Raw genomic sequence first — 23,970 nt, 5'->3', positions numbered from 1 at the left:
CAGTATGGGATGCGATGCCGGGGCCCGGGGGCCGGTCACTGGAAGGGACTCACGTGTTCAAGACGGTACTGATGATCGAAAAGGCGCTCTCCGACGCCGATGTGGAGCTCGTCACCACGCTCCACAGCGACGAGAAGGTGTCCTTCGTCGTCCTGATGCAGCCGCGCGGCAAACAGGACGAGCTGCTGAGGGCGCTGGACGACGTCGCCCTCGGCCACCTCGACAAGGTGGTGCGCGAGCACGACGAGTCCGAGCACGAGCCGACGGTGGCCGGCGAATCGCTCGCCCACAGCCTGCGCCACCTGCGCCAGGCCGGCGCGGAGGCGATCGGCGAGCTGGTCGAGGAGAAGCCGCTGGACCGGCTGCGCGCGGTGGTCGAGGAGCACCGGGCCGACGAGGTCGTGGTGCTCACCTCGCCGCACTTCGTGGAGGAGTTCTTCCACCGCGACTGGGCCTCCCAGGCCCGGCACAAGGTGGGTGTCCCCGTCCTGCGGCTGTTCGCCAGCGACTCCTGACCCGACCCGCCGGTGGTGCAGAATCGTCCTTGCGGCCCGTCCGCGAGGACGATTCGCCCGTTGGTCCGCCGACCGACGTACCCGCTGTACCCGCTCTGCCCCTTGTCTGCCCCCGCCCGTACGGAGCCTTGCCTTGAACGACGCCGCGCACGACCTGCACGCCCCGCACTTCATCGGTATCGGCGGCGCCGGGATGTCCGGCCTGGCGAAGATCCTCGCGGTGCGCGGCGCCAGCGTCTCCGGCAGCGACTCCAAGGAGTCCGAGACCGTCCTGGCGCTGCGCGCGCTCGGCGCCGTCGTGCACATCGGCCACGCCGCCGAGCACGTGCCGGACGGCGTCAGCAGCGTGGTCGTGTCCAGCGCCATCCGCGCGGACAACCCGGAGCTGGCCACCGCCCGCGAGCGGGGCGTCCCGGTGGTCCACCGCTCCGACGCGCTGGCCGCGCTGATGGGCGGCCGCCGGGCGCTGGCCGTGGCCGGCACCCACGGCAAGACCACCACCACCAGCATGCTCGCCGTCGCCCTCGGCGAGCTGGGCCTCGACCCCTCGTACGCGATCGGCGGCGACCTCGACGCGCCCGGCTCCAACGCCCACCACGGCACCGGCGAGATCTTCGTCGCGGAGGCCGACGAGAGCGACCGCAGCTTCCACAAGTACGCGCCCGAGGTGGCGATCGTGCTCAACGTCGAGCTCGACCACCACGCGAACTACGCCTCGATCGAGGAGATCTACGAGTCCTTCGAGACCTTCGTCGGCCGGATCGCCCCCGGCGGCACCCTGGTGGTCTCCGCCGACCACGACGGCGCCCGCGAGCTGACCTCCCGGGTGGCCGGCCGCGAGGGCCTGAACGTCGTCACCGTCGGCGCGGCCGAGGACGCCGACGTCCGCGTGCTGTCGGTGGTCGCGCACGGCATGACCAGCGAGGTCACCGTCCGGCTGGACGGCGCCGAGCTGACCTTCACCGTCTCGGTGCCCGGCCGGCACTACGCCCACAACGCGGTCGCGGCGCTGGCCGCCGGCGTCGCCCTGGGCGTGCCGGCCGCCGACCTCGCCAAGGCGCTCGGCGCCTACACCGGCGTGCGGCGGCGGCTCCAGCTCAAGGGCGAGGCGGCCGGCGTCCAGGTGATCGACTCCTACGCCCACCACCCCACCGAGATGACCGCCGACCTGGAGGCGATCCGGGAGGGCCTGCACGGCGCCGGGCGGGTGCTCGTGGTCTTCCAGCCGCACCTGTTCAGCCGCACCCAGCAGCTCGCCGAGGAGATGGGCCGGGCGCTCGCCCTGGCCGACGCCTCGGTGGTGCTGGACATCTACCCCGCCCGCGAGGACCCGATCCCCGGCGTCACCAGCGAGCTGATCATCGACGCGGCGAAGCGGGCCGGTGCCGAGGTCACCGCCGAGCACGCGTTCGACGCCGCCCCCGCCCTGCTGGCGGGCCTGACCCGCCCGGGCGACCTGCTGCTCACCATGGGCGCCGGTGACGTCACCAACCTCGGGCCGGAAATCCTCCGGCACCTCGCGAGCGTTGGCACCGACGTCCGAGACCTGCCGACCGGGAGTCTGCGATGAGCTACGAGATCGAGAAGAGCGACGCCGAGTGGCGCGCCGAGCTGAGCCCCGACGAGTACCACGTGCTCCGCGAAGCCGGCACCGAGCGCCCGTTCACGGGTGAGTACACCGACACCAAGACCGTCGGGGTCTACAGCTGCCGCGCCTGCGGGTCGGAGCTGTTCAGCTCGGAGACCAAGTTCGACAGCCACTGCGGCTGGCCGTCCTACTACGCCCCGCTCGCCGGGGACCGGGTGCAGTACATCGAGGACACCACGCTCGGCATGCGCCGGGTGGAGGTCCGCTGCGCGCGCTGCGGCGGGCACCTGGGCCACGTCTTCGAGGGCGAGGGCTACGGCACGCCGACCGACCAGCGCTACTGCATCAACAGCATCTCGCTGACGCTGCGCCCGGCCGACGGCAGCTAAGCACGGCACGGCACGCGGGCCCGGGAGCCGGTTCGGCGCCCGGGCCCGCGGCTATCCGCCGACCGGCTGGAAGCGCACCGGGAGGTGGAGCAGGGCGCGGTGGAACGGGCCCGGACGCCAGAGGAGGTCCTCGGCGCCGGTGCTCAGTTCGAGGTCGCTCAGCCGGCTGGTGAGCTGCTCGATCGCGGTGATCGCGATCAGCAGCGCCGGGTCCCGGGCCGGACAGGCGTGCGGGCCGGCCGCCCAGGCCAGGTGGGCGGACTCGCCGCTGCGCAGCTCGGTGCCGTCGGTGGGCGGCGCGGCCTGCGAGTTGGCGGCCCCGTAGGAGACCAGCACCAGCGAGCCGGCGGGGATCTCCCGGCCGTGGAAAGTGATGTCGTAGCGCGGGTAGTGGGCGGAGAGGTTGGCCAGCGGCGGGTCGTGCCAGAGCACCTCGTCGATCGCCTGGTAGGCCGTCATGGCGCCGCCGAACAGCGATCCCGCGTACCGGGCGTCGGTGAGCAGCCGCATCAGCGCGTTGCCGATCAGATTGGTGGTCGGCTGGTTCCCGGCGATCATGGTGAGGGTGATCTGCCGGACCACCTCGTCGTTGTCCAGCCCGGCCGGGTGGGTGAGGAACCACGAGGTGAGGTCGTGCCGGGGGCGCTCGCGCCGCTCGGCGACCATGCCGGTGACCACGGAGACGAGGTCGCCGTAGGCGGCGACGGCCTTCTCGGTGGACTCCATCATGCCGGCGATGCCGGCCACCAGCCGGGCGCTGTGCTCCTCGGGGACGCCGAACCAGGTGTTGAACACGGCCACCGGCAGCTGCCGGGCGTACTCGTCGATCAGATCGGCCGAACCGGTGGCCACGAAGGCGTCGATCAGCCGGTGCGCGACCTCGGCGACCCGGCGCTGCAACAGGTGCGGTTCGAGCAGGGCCAGGCCGTCGGTGATCACCTGGCGGTAGCGGGCGTGCACCTCGCCGTCGCTGAAGAAGGCGGTGGGGCGGTAGCCGAGCACCGGCAGGAGCGGGGAGGTCGGCGGGACGGTCTGCTGCCAGGCCCGGGAGTCCTTGGAGAAGGTGTCGGTGTCGCGCAGCAGGTCCAGCGCGGCCTGGTAGTCGGTGACCAGCAGGGCCTCCACGCCGGGCGAGATCTCCACCGGGGCGACGGCGCCGTAGCGGCGCAGCCGCTCGTAGACGAGTTGCGGGTCGGCGGCGAAGGCCGGGCCGTAGATCGGCACCGGCCGGGCGCCGGGCGCGCTGCCGGAGCCGGCGGCCGTGGGGGCCTCGTCGGTGGCGGTCGCTTCGTCGGTGCTGGTCACGGCTGCTCCGGGGCGGCGTCGGGTGTGGCGGGCAGACCGTGCAGCACGTGCTCGGTCAGCGCGATCAGTGCGTCGAGGCTGGAACCGCGCTCACGGGCGTCGCAGAGCACCAGCGGGGTGGCGGCGTGCAGGTCCAGGTGGGCCCGGAGCACCTCGATCGGGTGCGCGGGCGCGCCCGGGAAGCAGTTGACGGCGACCGCGTAGGGCAGCCCCTGCTCCTCGACCATGTCCATGATCTCGAAGGAGTCGGCGAGCCGGCGGGTGTCGGCCAGCACCAGGGCACCGAGGGCGCCGCGGGCGATGTCCTGCCAGAGCGGGAAGAACCGGCGCTGCCCGGGGGTGCCGAACATGTAGAGCACCACCTGCCCGGGCAGCGTCAGGCGACCGAAGTCGACCGCCACCGTGGTGGTGGTCTTGCCCGGCAGACCCTCCGCGTCGTCGACGGGGGCACCGGTCTCGGTCATCGCCTCCTCGGTGTGCAGCGTGGGGATCTCCGACAGGGTGCGGATCAGCGTGGTCTTCCCGACGCCGAACGGACCGGCGACCACCAGCTTCATCAGCGTCTGGTCCCGGTCGGGCAGGTAGCCCACCCGGTCGGTCCGGCCGGTCGGGCTACCGGAGCGTGCGGAGTCCAACGAGGAGCCTCTCGACGATGGAGCGGTCGGTCTGCTGTGCGCGGGGGATCGGGGCACGGGCCTGTAAGCAGCCCGCCTCGACCAGGTCGGCCGCGAGGAAGACGGTGGCGCTGACCGGCAGGCGCAGGTGGGCGGCGGCCTCCACCACGGTCAGTGCGCCCGGTCGCAGCAGCTCCCAGAGCCGCCGGTGTTCGTCCTCCACGTCCTGCGGCGGCTCCGCACCGGCCGCGTACAGGACGGTGAGCCGTTCGAAGCCCGCCGTGCCGGGCCTGGTCCGGCCGCCGGTGGCCAGGTAGGCGGGGACCATCCGCCTGCGGGGTACGGCGGTCATGACCGGGCGGTGGTGTCCTGCTGCCGGGCCGGGCTCGCCAGCGCGCGGCCCAGGGCGGCGACCTGCACCTGCATCTGGTAGGCCACGTTGCCGAGTTGGGCCTCCGGCGTGGTGAACACCGCCAGTGAGGTGTTCTCCCCGGCCGGGACGACGATGGCGAAGCCCAGCTCGGACTCCACGACCGTCTGCGCCAGCCGGGGCTGCTCGACGTCGGTGAAGGCGGTGGTGAACGCGCGGGCGGCGGCGTGCACGGTGGCGGTCATCGCGGCGACCCGCTCCGCCGAGGCTCGGCCGAGGCCGGCCGAGGCGCCCTCGACGAGGCCGTCACCGGTCGCGATCACCGCGTGCAGGACACCCGGCAGCTCCAGCAGCGGGGTCAGCACCCATGAGATCTCATCGGTGGCGGTAGGGCTGGGCGTGCTCACTGCTCGGCTCCTTCGGAGGTCTGGGCGGGGTGGCGGCCGGTCCGGTCCGAGCGGTCGGCGGAGCCGGTGTGGTCGGCGGCCTCCGCTCCGGTGGCCTCGGCGCGGGTGGTGCTCGTGGGGGCGGCGCTCGTGGAGGTGTCGCTCGTGGAGGCGGCGCTCGTGGAGGCGGCGCTCGTGGAGGCGGTACCCGTCGTGCAGGTACCCGCCGGGTCGGTGGCGGCTCCGGTGGCGGTCGGGCCCGGGGCCCCGCCGGGCGAGGTGCCCGCGGCGGCCGCCTCCGCGACGGCGGCGCGGCCTGAGCCCGTGCCCTGCTGCAGGGCGTCCCAGCAGGCGGCCGCCCGCTCGGGCGTCCGGGCGGACCGGCCGGTGGCGGCGGACCGCGCCGCGCCGTCCGCGGCACCCTCCGGCGCGGCAGCCCCGCCGGAGGGCCGGGCCGCCTCCGGCACCTGCGGGCCGAGCGGTCGGCGCCGGCGCCGGCTCGGCAGACCGCTGTCGTCGGCGGTCACCCCCCGTACCGGCGGCACGACGTGCATGGCCGGCGCCGGGTGCCGGGTCGGCGTGTCGTGCCCGTCCGGCACGTCGTGCCACTCCGGCACGTCCTGCCCGGTGGGATCATCGGCTCCCGCACGCGGGGTCGGCACCGCCTGGACGGTGGGCGCGGGAGCCGGGCCGGCGCCCGCCCGCAGCGGCAGCGGGGTGAGCACCGAGAGCGGCTGCTCCTCGTCCACGACCGTCAGCAGGGCGGCCGGGATCCGCACGATGGTCCGCATGCCGCCGTACGGCGAGGGCTCGATGTGACAGGAGAACCCGTACTGCCGGGCGAGCTTGCCGACCACCGCGAAGCCGGTCTTCGGCGGGTTGCCGAGCTCCGTCAGCAGCACGTCCGAGGGACCGGCCAGCAGCCGGCGGGCCCGGCGCAGCTGGTCCTCCTCCATCCCGATGCCGCTGTCGTCGATGATCACCAGGGCGCCGCGGCCGCCCTGCTGGACGGTCACCGGCACATCGGTTTCCGGGTGCGAGTACGACGCGGCGTTGGCGAGCAGCTCGGCGATCGTGATGGCGAGCGGCTCGGCGGCCCGGGCGACCACGGCGAGCCGGTTCTCGCGCAGGTGGTTGGCCACCTTGATCCGGGCGTAGCCGGGCACCCGGGAGAGCGCCCCGACCACCACCTCGGCCAGGGGCGAGTCGGTCCGGGCCAGACCGGGCCAGGCCTCGCAGAGCACCGCGATGGTCTGGATCCGGCGCAGCGCGACCTCGTTGCGGAAGTCGACCTCCAGCAGCCGCGGGTCGTCGTTGTCGTGCTGGAGCTGCTGGACCAGGCTCTGGATCTGGTACAGCAGGGTCTGGATCTTGGAGGTGGCACCGCGCATCGCGGCCCGGGCGGCGGCGTCGACCCGCTCGCGCTCACCGGTGACGGCCGCGACCGAGGCGTCCAGCACGGCCTGGAGGGCGCGCACCGCCTCCGGACCGGCGGCCCGCGCGTCCAGCGGCCCGGTGTCCGGCGCGTTGGGGTGGCTGAGCCGCAGCGCGGCGGCCGCCACCCGCTCCTCGGCCAGGTGACCGACCTCGGCCAGCAGGGCGGCCGACCGCACCTGGGCGGCCGCGAGCTGCCGGCCGGCCTCCGCGGTGCGGTCCTCGGCCGCCCGGGCGTGCAGCTCCGCCTCGGCCGCGCGGTGGTCGGCGGCCGCGGTGCGCTGCTCGGCCTCCCGGACCCGGCCCTCGGCGGCGAGCGCCCTGGTCTCGACCCGGCGGGCCTCCTCGTCCGCCCGCCGGGCGGCCGTCCGGGCCTCGCGCAGTTGCTGCTCGACCCGGGCCAGCCGGCCCTCGGCGGTGCGGGTGCGCTCCTCGCTGTGGACGGTGGCCGCCTCGGCGGCGGTGGCCCGGGCGAGTGCCCGGGCGCGTCCGCGGGCCAGGACGGCGGCCGCCGCGAGCGCGGCGACCGTGGCCACCGCGAGGGCCAGCAGCGCGATCTGGGTCATCGAAGTCCTCGGAAGTCCTCGCTCGAAGGGGTGGGGAGGTGCCGGTGGCGGAGCCTCGGCGACAGGTGGTCAGGCCGGCGAGGAGGGGAACCGCCGGGGGCGCGGCGTCGACATCCGGCCCGCGTCCTGGGCCAGCTCCCGCGCCACCAGGGCGACCTGGCCCATCGCCTCCAGGACGTTCGGCACCGCGCTGCCGTCCAGGTGCCGGTACTCGGCCGCGACGGTGAGCACCAGCCTTTCGGGCAGGCCGAGTTCGGGGTGGCGCTGCTCGGCGATGATCCGTCGGGCCGCGTCCAGGGCCGGTATCCCGGCGCGGTGCAGCGCGTGGGCGCGGCCGCGCACGTACCCGAGGTAGCCGATGTGGGCCTCCACGCCGGACCGGTCGAGCACCGGACCGTGGCCGGGGACGAAGAGTTCGGCGCCGGTGGCCAGCGCCTGCTCGCAGGCGCCGATGATGTTCTCCAGCGGTCCGGCCCAGTGCGAGGGGTGGTCTCCGGGCTGCTCGGGCGTCGAGCCGAAGATCACGTCACCGGTGAACACCACCCGCTGGTGCGGCAGGTGGACCAGCAGGTCGCCGCCGGTGTGCGCGGCCGGCAGCCCGGTGATCCGCACGGGGTACTCCCCCACCCGCAGCTCCAGTTCACCGGTGAAGACGGTGTGCGGGTGGACGGGATCGGTCTGCGACCAGTCGAACGGGCCGAAGTGCTCCCGGAGGTAGCCGCCGAGCGGCGAGGCCGGGTCGCTGCCCGCGACCAGCGCGTGCTGCTGCTTCGGCGTCGGCTCCCAGTGGATGTGCTCCAGCGCCTCCCGGGTGGCGATCACCTCGGCGTCGGGCACCACCCCGGCGCCCCAGAGGTGGTCGCCGTTGGCGTGGGTGACGATCACCCGGTCGATGTCCACCCCGTCGGCCAGCCGCTGCCGGCTCTGCGCGAGGAACTCCGCGGCGAGGGAGGGATCGTAGGGCGTGTCGATCCAGAGCGCCGTCCGCGGTGAGGTGAGCAGCCCGCAGTTGGCCAGGCCCCAGCCGCGCTTCGGCGGAAGCCACACATACAGGTCCTCGGCAATCGCGCTCACGTTCGCGCGGCTGATCGTCATGGGCGCGATTATGCCGATGATGTGATGACAGTGAAGCAAAACACCGGCGATTCAAGCCACTTCTCGCCCCAGACCCTCCCGACCTGTCCCGTTTCGCACCCGTGCGGTCTGGACCACTTCGTCTCAAGGGGCAGGACGGGAAGGCCGCCCCGAGCTGCCGGAAAGGCCTGCGGCGCCGCACCCGGGGCGCCGTCCGCTCACACCACCGGCAGCAACCGGCAGACCTCGACGGTCACATCGACGGTGTCCAGACCGATCACCCGGCCCTCGACCGCGACGAATCCTTTCTCCCCCGCGCGGAAGATCGCCGCCAGCGGCGACTTCCGGGTGGCGGCCGCCAACGCCTCCACGGCCATCGCCGAGCCGAAGGCGAAGACCCCGCAGAGCACGACGCAGGGCGCCTGCCGCGACGTCCGGGTCACGAAGACGAAACCGTGGTCCCGGATCAACTCGTCGGCCGCGTTGTACTGCGCCTCGAAGGTCATTCCGCCCCAGCGGGCCCGGGCCGCGTCCGGGTACTCGATGCAGAAGTCCGGGAATCCCGCGCCGAGCACGGTCGCCGAGTACGGATTGACGCTCGGTCCGCCGATCGAGAAGGTCGGCATCCTCGGGTCCTGCGCCCCGGCGGTGACCAGTTCTATCGTCGCCTTCCGGTTGATCTTCCTCAGCAGATCGGTGAGTTGGGCTATCGCCCGGGCCTCGGCCATCGGCATGAAGAGGACGTTCTTCGGCCCCCGGCTGATCAGCGGGCGGCCGTCCTTCGCGAACGCGAACGCCGCCGCCTCGATGCTGGGGGTGACGATCTGGACCCGGCCGTACGGGGCGAGCAGCACCCGGAGGAAGCCGTACCGCAGGAACAGTCTGGTCCGGGCGAGGGAGCGGGCCGCGAGAAAGCCGATCACGGCCGGAACGAACCCGACCAGGACCTGAAGCAGGATCTCCATAGCATCCCCCACCGAGGAAGACTCGGGCACGAACTGTCTGCCGTGAGGTGATGCCCGCACAGAACGCCGGGGACTCCCGACACGGCGGTCCACCCGGCGCAGCGCGGGGGAAGTGCGCCGGATTCACTCTTTCGAGTGACCGAAACCGGCCGCTCCCTCCCGGCCCGTCACCCCTCCGACCGCTTGGTGAACTTCCGCTCGCTCGCGCACCGCTCGTACCCGAGCCACGCGTTGATCGCGAGCATCGGCGCGTTGGTGGCGTCGTTGCTGGTGTAGGCCCACCGGTAGCCGGCCGCCCGGGCCCGGTGCAGCGACTCGGTCTTGGCCAGCTTGCTCAGCCCCCGGCCCCGGAAGGCCCGCCGGCAGGCGGTGAACGCCGACCAGTAGCGTTCCGCGCCGTCCGTCTGAACCGCGCTGAACGCGGCCGGCTCGCCGTCGACCACCGCCACCACGGTCAGCTCGCGGTCGAGGTCCGGGCGGGCCCAGTCCCCCGTCAGGAACGCCTCGTAGTCGGCGGCGTCCATCGCGATCTCGCCCGGCTCGTCCAGGGCCGCGTCCGCCTCGATCACGAAGATCGGGTACGGGTCGTCCGCCCAGTCGGTGGCCGGGCGCAGCTCGACCCCGGGCGGCAGCGCCGGGACGGCGGGCAGCGGCCGGGCGAGGTCCCGGCCAGCGAAGTGGGCCAGCCGCCCCTCGGTGAAGCCGCGGGCGACGGCGAAGGCGCGTGACGCCGGCTCCTCGTCCACCCAGCTGTGCAGCTCGACCACGCCGTGCCCGACCAGGTGCCGCTCGGCCGCCGCCAGCAGGGCGGTGAAGACCCCGCGGCGCCGGAAGGCCGGCAGCACACTGCCGTTGGCGTACCCGATGCCCCGGGTGGTGGTGCCGACGACCACACCGCACCGGACCGAGCCGACCACCTCGCCGTCCAGCTCGGCGACGAAGGTGCGGAAGTGCTCCCCCGTGGCCCGGCGGGCGTTCAGCCAGGTGAAGACCTCGGGGGTGAGGAGCAGGTGCTCGCGGCCCGCCCGGTGGGCGGCCGCGGCGGCCTCGGCGTCGGCGGGGCGGAAGTCACGCACGGTCAGCGTCGTCATGGGCGGGTACCGTAACCGCCCCGCCGACCGGTTCGCCTCCGAATTTCCGCCCCGTCCGGGGGGCCGGTGACAGGGACGGGACCAAAGTCCCTCATCACCGGGTCGACAAGCTCAAATAATGCTCTGAGAAGACCGGATGGGGCTTGGCAGCCGCCCCCACCGGGGACATCCTCAGCAGCACGGCCCGGCCCGACCCTGGCGACGATGCCCGCGTCGGCCGACGGCTTCCCACCCAGCCCTCCGAAGGGGGCGAACCCATGACCTCTCCTGCCGTCCGGCGCAGGACGCCCGCCGCTCCGACCGGGGCCACCGAACGACCGGCGGGTACGGCCGGTCCCGCACCCACCGCGCTCGGCGTCGGCCTGGGCTGGCGCGGCGAGATCGACACCGTCGTGGAGCGCCAGCCCGGCCTGGACTGGGTCGAGGTGGTCGCGGAGAACGTCTGCGCCGACCACCTCCCCGAGTCGCTGCGGATCCTGCGAGCCCGCGGCGTCACGGTGGTCCCGCACGGCGTCTCGCTCGGCCTCGGCGGCGCCGACCGGCCCGACCCGGCACGGCTCGACCGGCTCGCGGAGGCGGCCGGCGCGCTCGGCTCCCCGCTGGTGACCGAGCACCTGGCGTTCGTCCGGGCCGGTGGCCTGGAGGCCGGGCACCTGCTGCCGGTGCCCCGTTCGCGCGACGCCCTCAGGGTGATCGCCGAGAACGTCCGGATCGCGCAGGACCGGCTCCCGGTGCCGCTGGCCCTGGAGAACATCGCCGCCCAGCTGGCCTGGCCGGACGACGAACTGACCGAGGGACAGTTCCTCGCCGAGCTGGTCGAGCGCACCGGTGTCCGGCTCCTGATCGATGTCGCCAACCTGCACACCAACCGGGTCAACCTCGGGCTGGACCCGGCCGCCGAACTGGACCGCCTGCCGCTGGAGGCGCTGGCCTACGTCCACGTCGCCGGTGGCACCATGATCGACGGCGTCTGGCACGACACCCACGCCCACCCCGTCACCGAACCGGTGCTGGAGGTGCTGGCCGAGCTCTGCGACCGGGTCGCACCGCCCGGCGTCCTGCTGGAGCGGGACGCCAACTTCCCGCCGCCCGCCGAGCTGGCGGCCGAACTGGACGCCATCCGCCGCGTGCTGGACGGGGGACGGGCCGGATGACCGGCCCGACCGGCGAGGCCCACGGCCTCACCGCCGCCCGCGCCGCGCTGGCCCGGCGCCAGGAGGAACTGCTGGCCGCCCTGGTGGCCGGCGGGCCCGTCCCGCCCGGCTTCGACCCGGCCCAGGTCCGCGCCCAGTCGGCCGGTCTGGCCGCCAAGCGCCGGGACACCACCGCCAAGGTGGCCCCGGAGCTGCCCCGCCTGCTCGGCCGGCGGTACGGGCCGCTGTTCCTCGCCTACGCGCGGACGCACCCGCAGACCGGCGGCTACCGCGCCGACGCCCGCGCCTTCGCCGCGTGGGCGCTCACCGACGAGCCGGGCACCCGCCCGGACGCCGGGCGGCCCGGCACCGAGCCCGGCCCCGAGCCCGGCCCCGCGCTCGACCCAACGCTCGACCCCGAGCAGCGGCAGGCACTGGAGCGGTGGCTCCACGGCCCCGCGCCCGAGCGCCCGCAGGGGCCGCTCGCCCGCCTGCGCCGGGCCCTGCGGCCCGGCCCGCGGCACTGAACCAGAACCACCCACACCATTCCGGGGGAACCGCCCATGTGGCACAACACCTTCTTCGTCGTACCGGCGCTGCTGCTGGTCGCGGCCGCGTCGTACGCCTCGTACACCAAGGGCCGGGTCCGGCGGGTACCGCAGGTCAAGGGCCTGCCCGGCCGCGGACTGCCGCTGCTGGACACCGCGTTCCTCTCCGGCGGCCCCGGCCGGGTCTTCGACACCGCCCTGGTCCGGATGCACCAGGCCGGCCGCGTCGTCGTCAACCGGGCCGGCCTGGTCACGCTGACCACCCGGAAGGCCTACGACGCCGTCGACGAGGCGATCATCGAGGCGGTCGGGCCGACCGGGCAGCGGGAGCTCGCCCCGCTGCGGCGCGCGGTGATGCGCGCCCCCGCCGTCCAGCAGCTCGGCGACGGGCTCGCCAACCGCGGGCTGCTGCGCAACCCCGCCCTGATGCACCGGGCCAAGGTGGCCCGTCGGCTGCTCTGGCTCGCCCTGCTGAGCGTGGTGGTGACCACCGTGGTCGCCCACGCGGTCGACCACGGGGAGGCGGACCGCCCCGTCCTCTGGCTCCCGTCCGTGCTGGTGGTCCTCGGTCTGGTGTCGCTGCTGGTGACCTGGCCGTTCAAGGGGCGGATCACGCCGGCCGGCCGCCGTCAGCTCGCCCTGATGTCCGTCGGCAAGCCGTGGAAGCCCAGTGCCGGCCTGGCACCGCGGGCGGCCGGCGGCGTCCTGCTCGGCGCGGTCGCGCTCAGCGGGCTGGCCGCCTCCGGGCTGGACGACGCGGAGCTCCAGGAGGCGATGCTCGCCGCGGCGGCGGCCGACCTGGCGACCGCCAAGGCCGCGGCGACGGGCGGTTCCTCGTCCTCCACCTACACCTCGTGCTCCTCCGGCTCCTCCGGCACTTCCTGCGGCGGCGTCACCTGGTGCGGCAGCGGCTCCGATTCGGGCTCCGGCTCATCCGGGTCGAGCTGCGGCGGCAGCAGCTGCGGCTCCTCCTCGTCGAGCTGTGGCTCCTCCTCGTCGAGCTGCGGCGGCGGCTCCAGCAGCTGCGGATCCTCCTCCAGCTGCGGCGGCGGGAGCAGCTGCGGATCCTGAGGCCCACCGCCCTCCCGAGTCACAGTTCGATATCGCGCACCGGAAAGGCGTTCCGCCCGGAGCGGGGGCAGGTCTACAACGGGCCCATGTGGTTGCTCTTCCTGATCCCGGCCTGCGTCAGCGCGGTGCTCTCCTGCATCCGGCTGGTCCGGATGACCGCCACCGCCGACGCGCTCGCCGGGCAGGAGGGGCCCCGGCCGCCCGAGGCGGTCGGCATCGGCCTGTACGAGACGGCCTACCTGGCGGGCGGCCCGGACCGGGTGGTCGAACTGGCCCTGGTCCTGATGGCCTCCCGGGGCCGGCTGCACCTCGCCCACACCGGCTGGACCACCGTCGTCGACCCCAGGGGCCGTAGCCGCCTGGAGCGGGCGGTGGTCGCCGCCGTCGGGCCCGGGGGCCAGTGCCGGACGGACGACCTGCGCCGGGTGATGTCCGTCCACCCGACCGTGCTGGAGATCGGCGGCCGCCTCGCACTGGCCGGTCTGGCCACCCCGGCGCCGGTGCAGCGGCAGACCGTCCTGGTGATCCGCCAGGTCCGGCAGGCGATGCTGCTCACGCTGGTGCTGCTGGCGGCCGCGCTGGCGGTCGGCGGCTTCTCCGGCGGCGACGCGCTGGCACCGCTGGCCTGGTTCTCCCTGCCGCTGGTGCTGACCGCGGGCACGCTGCTGATGGCCCGGGTCGACGTCTACCCCTACACCCGCTGGGCCTCCCCGGTCGGCCAGGAGGTGCTGCGCGAGGTGCGGCCGCCCCGCCAGCACGGCCTCACCGACGACGACGAGCGCGAGCTGCTCACCGCCGTCGCGATGATCGGCTCCGTCGCGCTGCCGGACGCCCGCCTCCGCGCGGCCCTGCGCCCGCACCGGAGCTGACCCGCCGACGGCCGAGGGGCCGGCCGCTCCCCTCGACGGGAACGGCCGGCCCCTCGGGCGGAGGCGTCAGACCAGGCCGTTGAGCAGCTCGCTGACCGGCTTGCGGCGGCCCGTGTAGAAGGGGACCTCCTCGCGGACGTGCAGCCGGGCCCGGGACGGGCGCAGGTCGCGCATCAGGTCGACGATCCGGTGCAGCTCGTCCGCCTCGAAGGCGAGCAGCCACTCGTAGTCGCCGAGCGCGAACGAGGCGACCGTGTTGGCCCGCACGTCCGGGTAGCCGCGCGCCATCTGGCCGTGCTCGGCGAGCATCGCGCGCCGCTCGGCGTCCGGCAGCAGGTACCACTCGTAGGAGCGGACGAAGGGGTAGACGCAGACGTAGTCGCGCGCGCGCTCGTCGGCCAGGAAGGCCGGGATGTGCGACTTGTTGAACTCGGCCGGGCGGTGCAGCGCCATGTTGGACCAGACCGGCTCCAGCACCCGGCCGAGGCCGGTGCGGCGGAAGCGGTTGTACGCCTCCTGGAGGTCGTCGGAGTCCGCCGCGTGCCACCAGACCAGGATGTCGGCGTCCGCCCGCAGACCGGAGACGTCGTAGGTGCCGCGCACGGTGACGTCCTTCGCGGCGAGCTGCGCGAACAGCTCGTCGACCTCGGCGGCCAGCGCGGTGCGGTCCTCGGGCAGCTCGCCCTTGAGCTTGAACACCGACCACATGGTGTAGCGGATGACCTGGTTCAGGTCGCGCGCCTTCTTCTTCTCGGGCTGCTGCTCCGGCTGCTGCTCAACGGTCTCAGTCATGCGCCCATTGTCCTCTCCGTGACGTTCTCCCCGGTCGCCGGGGTCAACAGTTCGTCGAGCGCGGCGACGGCCGCCCGCGCGCTCGCGACGCAGGCCGGGATGCCCACGCCGTCGTAGGCCGCGCCGCAGACGGCGAGCCCGCCCACCCGGCCGACCGCGGCCCGGATCCGGGCCACCCGGTCGAGGTGGCCGACGGGGTACTGCGGCAGGCCGGACCGCCAGCGGGTCACCGCGGTGTCGTACGGGCGGGCGGTCAGACCGATCGCCTCGCCCAGGTCGGCCAGCGACCGCGCCACCAGCTCCTCGTCCGACAGCTCCAGCGGCTGCTCCTCGCGCAGCCGGCCGAGCGAGGTGCGCAGCACGAAGCTGTCGGGGGCCGAACGCGCCAGCCAGCCCCACTTGTTGGAGGAGAAGGTGGACGCCTTGATCCGGCGGCCGTCCACCGGCGGCACCAGGAACCCGCTGCCGGCCGGCGGCGTGGGCAGCTCGGCCCGCCGGAACGCCAGGGTGACCAGTGCCATCCCCGCGTACTCGACGGCGTCCAGCTCGACGGCCGCCCCCGGCGCGTCCGCGCGCAGCAGCCGGGCGGCGGCGGGCGCGGGCACCGCGAGCACCACGGCGTCCGCCTCCAGCGCCCCGCCCCCGGCGGTCACCACCCGCCAGCCCCCCGGGGTCCGGTGCAGCCCCTCCACCGCGGTACGGGTGCGCAGCTCGACACCGGCCCGGGCGCAGGCCGCGGCGACCGCCTCGGGCAGCGTGCCGAGACCGCCGCGCAGGCCCTGGAAGACGGGAGTGCCGACGGTGCGCGGCCGGTTGGCGAGCTCGTGCACGCCCTCGACCAGCGAGCCCCCGCCGCGCGCGATCTCCAGCAGCTGCGGCACGGCGGCGCGCAGCGAGATCTCGTCGGCGTGCCCGGCGTAGACGCCGCCGAGCAGCGGTTCGACCAGCCGGTCGACCACCTCGCGCCCGAGCCGGTCCGCGACGTACCGCCCGATCGCGACATCGTCCCCGACCTCGGTGGCGCCCTCGTGCCGGGCCCGCTCCAGGCCATCGGCACTGAGCACCCCGGAGGCGGCGAGCGCCACCAGGTCACCGGGGACGCCCATCACCTGGCCGCCGGGCAGCGGCCGCAGCGCGCCCCTGGTCCAGATCGCGGCCTTGGCGGTGGTGGGCGGCTCCAGCTCGCCGCCCAGCCCGACCGCCCGCGCCAGCTCGACCGCCTCCGGCCGCCGCGCCAGCATCGACTCGGCCCCGAGGTCCACCCGGACCCCGCCGACCTCTCCCCCGTACAGCTTCCCGCCGAGCCGGTCGGACGCCTCCAGCAGCGTCACCCGCGCCCGCGCGGCCCCGCCGGCCGCCCCGCTGAGAAAAGCGGCCGCGGCCAGCCCCGCGATACCGCCACCGATCACGACGACCTGTGCTTGCGACATGCCCCGCAGTCTCGCAGGTCCTTACATCAATGCCTCAATCCGCCCGCTTCCGGACAGGCACGAGACCGTCGAGGTCGAGATCGACGGCGAACGGCACCGGCCGGCGCGTAGGAGGAGGTACTGGCTTCGAGCTCGAAGACGTGCACCACCGGGAGGCCGTCCTCCTCCTCGACCACCCAGTCGTGCGGGATCCCGGCCTCGGCGTACTTGCGGACCTTGACCACGCGGTCCCGATGGGCCGACTCCGGCGAGACGACCTCGACGACGAGCGACACCTGCTCCGGGGCGAACCAGGTGCGGTCAGGGTCGAACTCCGCGCTGACGGCCAGCAGATCCGGTTCCGGACGGTTGCGTCGGTCCAGCTTGACCGTCATCTCGCGCTCCACCATGACCCCGTCCGGCACGAGCGCCTCCAGCGCTCCGGTCAGGACGGTGACGACCCGGCTGTGCCAGGAGCGCTGCGGCCGCGTCCTCAAGACCAGTGCTCCGTCGATCAGCTCGGTGTGGCGCGGCGCCCAGGACAGGTGGTCGAGGTCCTCGGCGAACCACCCCTCCTCGCGAGGTAGCGGCCGGGGTGGTCCACGGGCATCCGCTCACCCGGACGAGCGACCGGAGGCGACGGCGGGCCGGGGCCTTGACCGGCCTGCGGCCCAGTCGTGATCGAGCTGCGACCTCCGGGGCGGGTCCGATCGGGGGCGGCGGCCGTCGAATGGTCCGGGCGCCGGAGGACGCGGTGCCGCAACCGTGGACTGGGAGGGGTCGGTCGTGGGACGAGGACGGCGCGGAGCGGGGGCACTGGCGGCGGTGGCCGTGGTGGCGGTGCTGGCCGGTGGGTGCGGCGCGGACGGTGGCGGGGCGAGGGAGAGGTCGGCCGCGGCCCCGGCGGGCGATGCGGCGGGCCCGGGCGTGGCCGCGTCGGCGGCGCCGAAGGCCGCGCCCGCTCCGGGCGCCGCCGCCGGGGCGTCGGACGCGGTGCCGGTGGTGGACACCCGGCAGATCGCGTACAGCGCGCAGCTGTCGGTACGGGTGGCCAAGGCGGACGCCGCGCTGGCGCGGGCGCGCGAGCTGGCGCTGGCCGCCGGCGGGTACGTGGCGAGCGAGACGGTGACCGGCAGCGGCGGGCGGGCCGCCGACGGCGTGGCCGGACCGCAGAGCGGTCAGCTGACGCTGAAGGTGCCGTCGGCGGCGTTCCAGCAGACCCTGGACCAGCTGGCCGGACTGGGCGAGGTGCTGTCCCGCCGCAGCCAGGCGGACGACCTGACCCAGCAGGTCGCCGACGTCGGCAGCCGGGTGCAGACCCAGCAGGCGAGCGTCGACCGGGTCCGGGCACTGATGGCGCAGGCGAAGACGCTGGCCGAGATCACCAGCCTGGAGGGCGAGTTGAGCCGCCGCGAGGCGGATCTGGAGTCGTTGCAGAAGCAGCTGAAGGAGCTGTCGGCGAAGACGTCGCTCTCCACGGTCACGCTGGACGTGCGGCAGAGGACGGAGACCAGGGCACCGGACGGGGAGGCCGCCCCGGCGAAGAAGGACGGCTTCTGGCACTCGGTCGGCGCGGGCCTCGGCGGCGGCTGGGACGTCCTGGTCGCGATCGTGCGCGCACTGGCGGTCGCGGTCGCGGCGGCGGCGCCGTTCCTGCTGGTGCTCGTGCCGGTGGTGGCGGTGCTCCGGCTGGTCCGGCGGCGCCGGACGCCCGCGCTGCCGCCGAAGCCCACCGAGCCGCCGCGGCGCGGGGAGAGCGGGGAGAGCGGGGAGGCGGCGAACGAGGAGGAGGCGCAGCGGCGGGAGGCCTGAGCACGACGGTGGCGGGCCCCCGACACCCGGGGACCCGCCACGCCGTCGGTCAGCGCGCGCTGGCCTCGTGCACGAAGGCGACCAGCCGGCTGAGCGCGTCCGGGTCCATGCTGGGCAGCACGCCGTGGCCGAGGTTGAAGATGTGGCCGCTGGTACCGAGCGCCTGGGCGGCGTGCAGCACCTCGCGGGCCTTGGTCTCGACCGCCTTGGTGGGCGCGAAGAGGACGGCCGGGTCCAGGTTGCCCTGGAGCCCCTTGCCGGGGCCGACCCGCTCGGCGGCGACGTTCAGCGGCACCCGCCAGTCCACGCCGACGATGTCCGCGCCGGCCTGGCCCATCAGACCGAGCAGCTCACCGGTGCCGACGCCGAAGTGGATCCGCGGCACGCCGTACCCGGCGACCGCGTCGAAGACCTTGGTGCTGGACGGCATCACCGAGCGGCGGTAGTCGTCGGGGGCGAGCGCGCCCACCCAGGAGTCGAAGAGCTGCACGGCGGAGGCGCCGGCCTCGATCTGCACCTTCAGGAAGGCGGAGGTGATGTCGGCCAGCCGGTCGAGCAGGGCGGCCCACAGCTCGGGCTGCCCGTACATCATGGCCTTGGTGTTCTCGTGGTTCTTGGACGGCCCGCCCTCGATCAGATAGCTGGCGAGGGTGTAGGGCGCACCGGCGAAGCCGATCAGCGGGGTACCGCCGAGCTCGTCGACGAGCAGGCCGACCGCCTCGGTGATGTAGGGGACGTCGTCCGGCTCCAGCGGGCGCAGCCGCTTGAGGTCCTCGGCGGTGCGGATCGGGTCGGCGATCACCGGGCCGATGCCGGGCTTGATGTCGACGTCGATGCCGACGGCCTTGAGCGGCACCACGATGTCGCTGAAGAAGATCGCCGCGTCGACCTTGTGCCGGCGGACCGGCTGCAGGGTGATCTCCTTGACCAGCTCGGGCCGCATGCAGGAGTCCAGCATCGGGATGCCCTCGCGGACCTTCAGGTACTCGGGCAGCGAGCGGCCGGCCTGGCGCATGAACCACACCGGGGTGTGGGGCACCGGCTCGTGCCGGCAGGCCCGCAGGAACGCGGAGTCGTGCGCGGCGCCGCGTCGCACGGAGGGCTGCTGCCCGGTGGGGGTGCCTGCCTGAGTGACTGCCGTGGTTTCTGCCGTTGTCTCGCTCACGGTTCAAATCTTCGCACGCGCCCCGGACCCGGCTCCCCGCCCGGTCTCGTCGGTTCCTCCAAGATCTGGTCGGTTTGCCGTCCCGGCACGCCGCGCGGGCAGAAGTTGCGGCGATTACCCCGGCCTTCGACCTAGTCTTCGGGGCATGGCAGCGGTCGGCGGGCACCCCGCACAGGGTGGCGGAACAGGTGGCGGAACGGGTCGGGAGGCGGCGCCGAGCGAGTTCCGGGCCGCGGTCGAGGCTCTGACGGCGGCGCGGCTGCGGCCCGAGCTCGAACTCTCCCCCGCCCCGGCGCCGCGCCGGCTCGCCCCCCACGCGTTCGCCCTGACCGCCTCGGTGGAGGTGGACGGCGACGAGCTGGCCGACGGCCGGCTGGTGCTGCTGTACGACCCGGCCGGGCAGGAGGCCTGGAACGGGGACTTCCGCGTGGTGACCATGACCCGGGCCGAGCTGGAGCCGGAGATGGCCGGCGATCCGATGCTCTCCGAGGTCGGCTGGGCCTGGCTGATGGACGCGCTGCAGGCGCACGGCGCCGGGTACGCGGAGCCGTCCGGGACGGTGACCAGGTGCGCCTCGCAGTACTTCGGCGCCCTGGCGGACCGCGAGTCGTCCACCGAGATCGAGATCCGGGCCTCCTGGACGCCGGCCGACGGCCGCTTCGAGCGGCACCTGGCCGCCTGGGGGGACCTGCTCTGCATCAGCGCCGGTCTGCCCCCGGTCGCGCCCGCGCCGCAGCCGGCCGTCGACGTGCCGTCACTCGGTGGGGTGGTCCCGATGCCCGCCCGCCGGCGCCCGCGCTCGCACTGACGGGTGGTCCGCGGCCGCCGGCGGCGGTACCGGACCCAGCGCCACCCCCAGGGCTGACGGAGTGTGGCTTCGGACCCGCTCTGCGGCGATTTGTCCGGCCTGACGCGATGCCTGACGTGACCGATTCATGCCGACTCTGATCGATTTTGTACGAATTCCAGGCATGTCGCATCAGTCACCTGCGCGATTTGTCCGTATTGTTACTCACTAGATCGTGATCTTTCGCTAAAGCCGGGCACGGTAGCTGCCGAAGCAGACTGTGACCCTTTCCAAACGCGGAACACTCCGACCGCCCCATCGGGGTTCCGTCCGCCACTCCCCGCAGGAGGCCTGGTGTCGGTCCTTCTTGAGCACCCCGCAAACGTGGTCGCCTACCGGCCGACCAAGCCCACCGCCATGGTGGTCATCGCTGACCCCCGTGTCCGAAACACCGTCACCCGCCACCTCTGGGCGCTCGGCGTCCGAGACGTGATCGAGGTGTCCTCGATCGCCGAGGCCCGCCCCCGGGTCTCCACCCCACGCGACATCTGTGTCGCCGACGTCCACCTCCCGGACGGCTCCGGGCTGACCATCCTGGCCGAGACCCGCGCCGCGGGCTGGCCCAACGGCCTCGCGCTCTCCGCCGCCGACGACATCGGCGCGGTCCGCAGTGCGCTGGCCGGCGGCGTCAAGGGCTACGTGGTCACCGGTACCCGCACCAACGTGGCCATGCCGGGTCGCCCCGGCCTGCCGCTCGGCGCGGGTGGTCTGGCCGGCCGGATGCGCCGCCCCGGCATGCCGGGGATGCCCGGTGCCGCCGGTGCGCCGGGTGCCCCCGGAGCTCCCGGTGCGCCGGGCGCGCCGGGTACCCAGCAGTCCGCCTACCGCGAGCTCTCCGGCCGTGAGGTCGAGGTGCTGCGGCTGGTCGCCGAGGGCCAGTCCAACAAGGCCATCGGCGTCGCGATGGGCCTGTCCGCGCTCACCGTGAAGAGCCACCTGGCCCGGATCGCCCGCAAGCTGGGCACCGGTGACCGGGCCGGGATGGTCGCCGTCGCGCTGCGCACCGGCATCATCCACTGAGCGATCGGTGGGCCGCTGCGGCGGTCCTGGAGGAACGTTTCCTCCAGGACCGCCGCAGCGGCGTCCGGACGGCCCCGCGGCGGCGTCACCGCGGCCCCCGCGGCCGCTCCGGACCGCCCCCGGTCCCGGACCACGGGAGCGGGGACGGCGCAGGCCGCCCGGTGGCATAGTCACGAACCCGGTCTGACCAGTCCGACAACACTCCTGGCCCCGAGGTCCGTCGTACCCTTGGTGAGTGACCGACGCCGTAGCAGCCACCCAAGAAGAAGCAGCCCCGGTCCCGCTCCTCGAACCGAAGGAGGGGATCCCGCCAGTCGTGGCGGACGAGGAGGCGCTGGCCGCCACCGTCGCCGCCTTCGCAGCGGGCACCGGACCGGTCGCCGTGGACGCCGAGCGAGCCTCCGGCTACCGCTACGGCCAACGGGCGTACCTCATCCAGCTGCGCCGCGCGGGCGCCGGCACCGCGCTGATCGACCCGATCGCCTGCCCGGACCTCAGCGGGCTCGGCGCCGCCCTCGCGGACACCGAATGGGTGGTGCACGCCGCCACCCAGGACCTGCCCTGCCTGGCCGAGGTCGGGATGCGGCCGCAGCGGCTCTTCGACACCGAGCTGGCCGGACGGATCGCCGGCTTCGCCCGGGTCGGCCTCGGACCGATGACCGAGAGCGTGCTCGGGCTGAGCCTGGCCAAGGAGCACTCCGCCGTCGACTGGTCCACCCGCCCGCTGCCCGAGCCGTGGCTGCGCTACGCCGCTCTGGACGTCGAGGTGCTGGTCGAGCTGCGGGACGCACTCGAACAGGAGCTGGACGCCCAGGGCAAGCTCGGCTGGGCGCTGGAGGAGTTCGCGGCGATCGCCGCCGCACCCCGCCCGGCCCCCCGCACCGACCCCTGGCGCCGCACCTCGCAGCTGCACAAGGTCCGCCGGCGCCGCCAGCTCGCCGTGGTGCGCGAGCTCTGGCTGACCCGGGACCGGCTGGCGCAGGAGCGCGACGTCTCGCCCGGCCGGGTGCTCTCGGACGCCGCGATCGTCAACGCCGCGCTGGCCATGCCGCTGAACATCGCCGCCCTGCAGGCCGTCCAGGGCTTCGGGCCGCGGGTCCACCGCCGCCAGCTGGAGCAGTGGCTGGCCGCCGTCCAGCGGGGCCGGGAGGTCCCGGAGAACCAGCTGCCGCCGGCCGCCGCCCCGCACGACGGCCCGCCGCCGCCGCGCGCCTGGGCCGAGAAGGACCCGGTCGCGGCCGCCCGGCTGTCCGGGGCCCGGGCCGCGGTGAGCGAGCTGGCCGAGGCGCGCAACCTGCCGGCCGAGAACCTGATCACGCCGGACCTCGTCCGCCGGGTCTCCTGGGAGCCGCCGGCCGACCCGAGCGCGGTCGGCGTGGCCGCCGCGCTGCGCCGGCTGGGCGCCCGGCAGTGGCAGGTCGACCTGGTGGCACCGGTCGTGGCCGCGGCCTTCGTCAAGGCCGCGGAGGTCGAGCCGGAGTAGCCCGCGGGCCGGACCGGAGACCGTGGCAGCGGCGGAACGCTGCCGCGGCGGAGGGGATGCCGTCGTGCGACGGCATCCCCTCCGTCGTGTCCGGGCGGCCGCCCGCGCGCCCCGGCGCCACCGCTCCCGGGCTCCGCCGGGAGGACGTGTCGGGGGACACACGGGGTGAACCGGCCGTCGGGCCTGGGCAGGTTGGTTACCGGCGGGTAGCATGACGGTGAAGCAGCGCCGCTCACGTGCCCCCGTGCGACGGACGGCGGCAGCCTGCCCACCTCAACCTGTTGGTCCCTGGGAGGAGAGCCCCCGTGCCTCGTACCGCGAGGGACGTCGTCTTCGTCGATGGCGTCCGCACCCCGTTCGGCAAGGCCGGCCCGAAGGGCATCTACCACGAGACGCGCGCCGACGACCTCGTCGTCAAGTGCATCCGGGAGCTCGTGCGCCGTAACCCGAACCTGCCCGTCGAGCGGATCGACGAGGTCGCCATCGCGGCCACCACGCAGATCGGCGACCAGGGTCTGACCATCGGCCGCACCGCGGCCCTGCTGTCCGGCCTGCCGAAGTCCGTTCCCGGTTACGCCATCGACCGCATGTGTGCGGGCGCGCTGACCGCCGTGACCACGACCGCCGGCGGCATCGCCTTCGGCGCGTACGACGTGGTCGTGGCCGGCGGCGTCGAGCACATGGGCCGTCACCCGATGGGCGAGGGCGTCGACCCGAACCCGCGCTTCGTGTCCGAGAAGCTCGTCGACGAGTCCGCCCTGTTCATGGGGATGACCGCGGAGAACCTGCACGACCGGTTCCCGCACATCACCAAGGAGCGCTGCGACGCCTACGCCGTGCGCTCGCAGGAGAAGGCCGCCAAGGCGTACGCCAACGGCGACATCCAGCCCGACCTGGTGCCGATCTCGGTCCGCAACTCCAACCCCGAGGTCGGCGAGACCGGCTGGGGCCTGTCGACCACGGACGAGCCGATGCGCCCGGGCACGACGATGGAGTCGCTGGCGGGTCTGAAGACCCCGTTCCGCCCGCACGGCAACATCACCGCGGGCAACTCGGCCGGTCTGAACGACGGCGCCACCGCGTCGCTGCTGGCCGCCGAGGACGTCGCCGAGGAGCTCGGCCTGCCGGTCAAGATGCGCCTGGTCTCGTTCGCCTTCGCGGGCGTCGAGCCCGAGGTGATGGGCATCGGCCCGGTGCCGGCCACCGAGAAGGCGCTGGCCAAGGCCGGTCTGACCATCGACGACATCCAGGCCTTCGAGGTCAACGAGGCCTTCGCCGTCCAGGTGCTGGCCTTCCTGGACCACTACGGCATCGCGGACGACGACGAGCGGGTCAACCCGTTCGGCGGTGCGATCGCCTTCGGCCACCCGCTGGCCTCCTCGGGCGTGCGCCTGATGAACCAGCTGGCCCGCCGCTTCGAGCAGCGCCCGGACGTCCGTTACGGCCTCACCACGATGTGCATCGGCTTCGGCATGGGCGGCACCATCATCTGGGAGAACCCGCACTTCGAGGGTGGTAAGTGAC

Annotated in this window: 21 protein-coding genes and 2 pseudogenes; 11 read left to right on the top strand and 12 right to left on the bottom strand. The window is 74.4% G+C overall.

Annotated elements, in window-relative coordinates; all coding sequences use genetic code 11:
* Positions 1-53: 53 nt before the first annotated feature.
* The 3 genes from ABZ495_RS05130 (at position 54) to msrB (ending at position 2,492) form a co-directional block, all read left to right on the top strand.
* Positions 54-515 carry an indole-3-glycerol phosphate synthase gene (locus tag ABZ495_RS05130; RefSeq protein WP_352288121.1) on the top strand — a complete coding sequence of 154 codons (462 nt, stop codon included), beginning with the start codon at positions 54-56 and terminating at the stop codon, positions 513-515.
* A gap of 133 nt (positions 516-648) precedes the next feature.
* On the top strand, positions 649-2,085 hold the full coding sequence (gene murC / locus ABZ495_RS05125; protein ID WP_359804437.1) for a UDP-N-acetylmuramate--L-alanine ligase: 1,437 nt from the start codon (positions 649-651) through the stop codon (positions 2,083-2,085).
* Positions 2,082-2,492: a peptide-methionine (R)-S-oxide reductase MsrB gene (gene msrB / locus ABZ495_RS05120; RefSeq protein ID WP_359804438.1), complete on the top strand. Its 411-nt coding sequence runs from the start codon at positions 2,082-2,084 to the stop codon at positions 2,490-2,492. The genes murC and msrB overlap by 4 nt, the downstream gene beginning before the upstream one ends.
* Before the next feature lie 51 nt (positions 2,493-2,543).
* Here msrB and ABZ495_RS05115 read toward each other — a convergent pair whose 3' ends face one another.
* From ABZ495_RS05115 to ABZ495_RS05080, 8 genes are all read right to left on the bottom strand, one after another.
* Positions 2,544-3,716: a cytochrome P450 gene (locus ABZ495_RS05115; protein WP_329492281.1), complete on the bottom strand. Its 1,173-nt coding sequence runs from the start codon at positions 3,714-3,716 to the stop codon at positions 2,544-2,546.
* 77 nt (positions 3,717-3,793) lie between these two features.
* Positions 3,794-4,354 carry an ATP/GTP-binding protein gene (locus ABZ495_RS05110; protein ID WP_329492280.1) on the bottom strand — a complete coding sequence of 187 codons (561 nt, stop codon included), beginning with the start codon at positions 4,352-4,354 and terminating at the stop codon, positions 3,794-3,796.
* Positions 4,355-4,409: 55 nt separating this feature from the next.
* On the bottom strand, positions 4,410-4,763 hold the full coding sequence (locus tag ABZ495_RS05105; RefSeq protein ID WP_329489994.1) for a DUF742 domain-containing protein: 354 nt from the start codon (positions 4,761-4,763) through the stop codon (positions 4,410-4,412).
* Positions 4,760-5,188 carry a roadblock/LC7 domain-containing protein gene (locus ABZ495_RS05100; RefSeq protein WP_329489993.1) on the bottom strand — a complete coding sequence of 143 codons (429 nt, stop codon included), beginning with the start codon at positions 5,186-5,188 and terminating at the stop codon, positions 4,760-4,762. The genes ABZ495_RS05105 and ABZ495_RS05100 overlap by 4 nt, the downstream gene beginning before the upstream one ends.
* Entirely contained in the window at positions 5,185-7,167 is a 1,983-nt protein-coding gene (locus ABZ495_RS05095; protein WP_359834491.1) for an ATP-binding protein, read from the bottom strand. The genes ABZ495_RS05100 and ABZ495_RS05095 overlap by 4 nt, the downstream gene beginning before the upstream one ends.
* Before the next feature lie 69 nt (positions 7,168-7,236).
* Positions 7,237-8,262, bottom strand: a complete 1,026-nt coding sequence (locus ABZ495_RS05090; RefSeq protein ID WP_359804440.1) for an MBL fold metallo-hydrolase — start codon at positions 8,260-8,262, stop codon at positions 7,237-7,239.
* 197 nt (positions 8,263-8,459) lie between these two features.
* Positions 8,460-9,206: a hypothetical protein gene (locus ABZ495_RS05085; protein ID WP_352288106.1), complete on the bottom strand. Its 747-nt coding sequence runs from the start codon at positions 9,204-9,206 to the stop codon at positions 8,460-8,462.
* 167 nt (positions 9,207-9,373) lie between these two features.
* Positions 9,374-10,297, bottom strand: a complete 924-nt coding sequence (locus ABZ495_RS05080; protein WP_359834489.1) for a GNAT family N-acetyltransferase — start codon at positions 10,295-10,297, stop codon at positions 9,374-9,376.
* A 362-nt stretch (positions 10,298-10,659) separates the two neighbouring features.
* Between ABZ495_RS05080 and ABZ495_RS05075 the strand changes: the two are divergent.
* From ABZ495_RS05075 to ABZ495_RS05065, 3 genes and pseudogenes are all read left to right on the top strand, one after another.
* Positions 10,660-11,957, top strand: a pseudogene (locus ABZ495_RS05075) (DUF692 domain-containing protein).
* A 36-nt stretch (positions 11,958-11,993) separates the two neighbouring features.
* On the top strand, positions 11,994-13,049 hold the full coding sequence (locus tag ABZ495_RS05070) for a TIGR04222 domain-containing membrane protein (protein WP_359834487.1): 1,056 nt from the start codon (positions 11,994-11,996) through the stop codon (positions 13,047-13,049).
* A gap of 86 nt (positions 13,050-13,135) precedes the next feature.
* A complete protein-coding gene (locus tag ABZ495_RS05065) occupies positions 13,136-13,918 on the top strand; it encodes a TIGR04222 domain-containing membrane protein (protein ID WP_329489987.1) in 783 nt (260 codons plus the stop codon).
* 66 nt (positions 13,919-13,984) lie between these two features.
* Here the strand turns inward: ABZ495_RS05065 and hemQ are convergent, their stop codons facing one another.
* The 3 genes and pseudogenes from hemQ to ABZ495_RS05050 form a co-directional block, all read right to left on the bottom strand.
* On the bottom strand, positions 13,985-14,710 hold the full coding sequence (gene hemQ, locus ABZ495_RS05060; RefSeq protein ID WP_329489986.1) for a hydrogen peroxide-dependent heme synthase: 726 nt from the start codon (positions 14,708-14,710) through the stop codon (positions 13,985-13,987).
* Complete coding sequence (gene hemG, locus ABZ495_RS05055; protein ID WP_359804443.1) at positions 14,707-16,140, bottom strand: protoporphyrinogen oxidase; 1,434 nt, start codon at positions 16,138-16,140, stop codon at positions 14,707-14,709. The genes hemQ and hemG overlap by 4 nt, the downstream gene beginning before the upstream one ends.
* 34 nt (positions 16,141-16,174) lie before the next feature.
* Positions 16,175-16,664, bottom strand: a pseudogene (locus ABZ495_RS05050) (Uma2 family endonuclease).
* Between the two features lie 241 nt (positions 16,665-16,905).
* Between ABZ495_RS05050 and ABZ495_RS05045 the strand changes: the two are divergent.
* A complete protein-coding gene (locus tag ABZ495_RS05045) occupies positions 16,906-17,931 on the top strand; it encodes a DUF4349 domain-containing protein (protein ID WP_359804444.1) in 1,026 nt (341 codons plus the stop codon).
* Between the two features lie 49 nt (positions 17,932-17,980).
* Here ABZ495_RS05045 and hemE read toward each other — a convergent pair whose 3' ends face one another.
* A complete protein-coding gene (gene hemE, locus ABZ495_RS05040; RefSeq protein WP_352288359.1) occupies positions 17,981-19,027 on the bottom strand; it encodes a uroporphyrinogen decarboxylase in 1,047 nt (348 codons plus the stop codon).
* A 214-nt stretch (positions 19,028-19,241) separates the two neighbouring features.
* Here hemE and ABZ495_RS05035 point away from each other — a divergent pair, with 214 nt between their 5' ends.
* The 4 genes from ABZ495_RS05035 (at position 19,242) to ABZ495_RS05020 (ending at position 23,969) form a co-directional block, all read left to right on the top strand.
* Positions 19,242-19,904 carry a DUF3000 domain-containing protein gene (locus ABZ495_RS05035; protein WP_329489983.1) on the top strand — a complete coding sequence of 221 codons (663 nt, stop codon included), beginning with the start codon at positions 19,242-19,244 and terminating at the stop codon, positions 19,902-19,904.
* Positions 19,905-20,237: 333 nt separating this feature from the next.
* The gene (locus ABZ495_RS05030) at positions 20,238-20,963 is read left to right on the top strand and encodes a response regulator transcription factor (protein ID WP_329489982.1); all 726 of its coding nucleotides are present in this window, start codon (positions 20,238-20,240) and stop codon (positions 20,961-20,963) included.
* Positions 20,964-21,198: 235 nt separating this feature from the next.
* A complete protein-coding gene (locus ABZ495_RS05025) occupies positions 21,199-22,446 on the top strand; it encodes a ribonuclease D (protein WP_352288091.1) in 1,248 nt (415 codons plus the stop codon).
* A 305-nt stretch (positions 22,447-22,751) separates the two neighbouring features.
* Positions 22,752-23,969, top strand: a complete 1,218-nt coding sequence (locus ABZ495_RS05020; protein WP_329489980.1) for an acetyl-CoA C-acyltransferase — start codon at positions 22,752-22,754, stop codon at positions 23,967-23,969.
* The last annotated feature ends 1 nt before the right edge of the window (position 23,970 follow it).

This window comes from Kitasatospora sp. NPDC005748, assembly GCF_040630735.1.
GTDB lineage: Bacteria > Actinomycetota > Actinomycetes > Streptomycetales > Streptomycetaceae > Kitasatospora.
The sequence above is the reverse complement of the archived record's forward strand: the minus strand, read 5'-3'. Positions and strand labels throughout refer to the sequence as shown.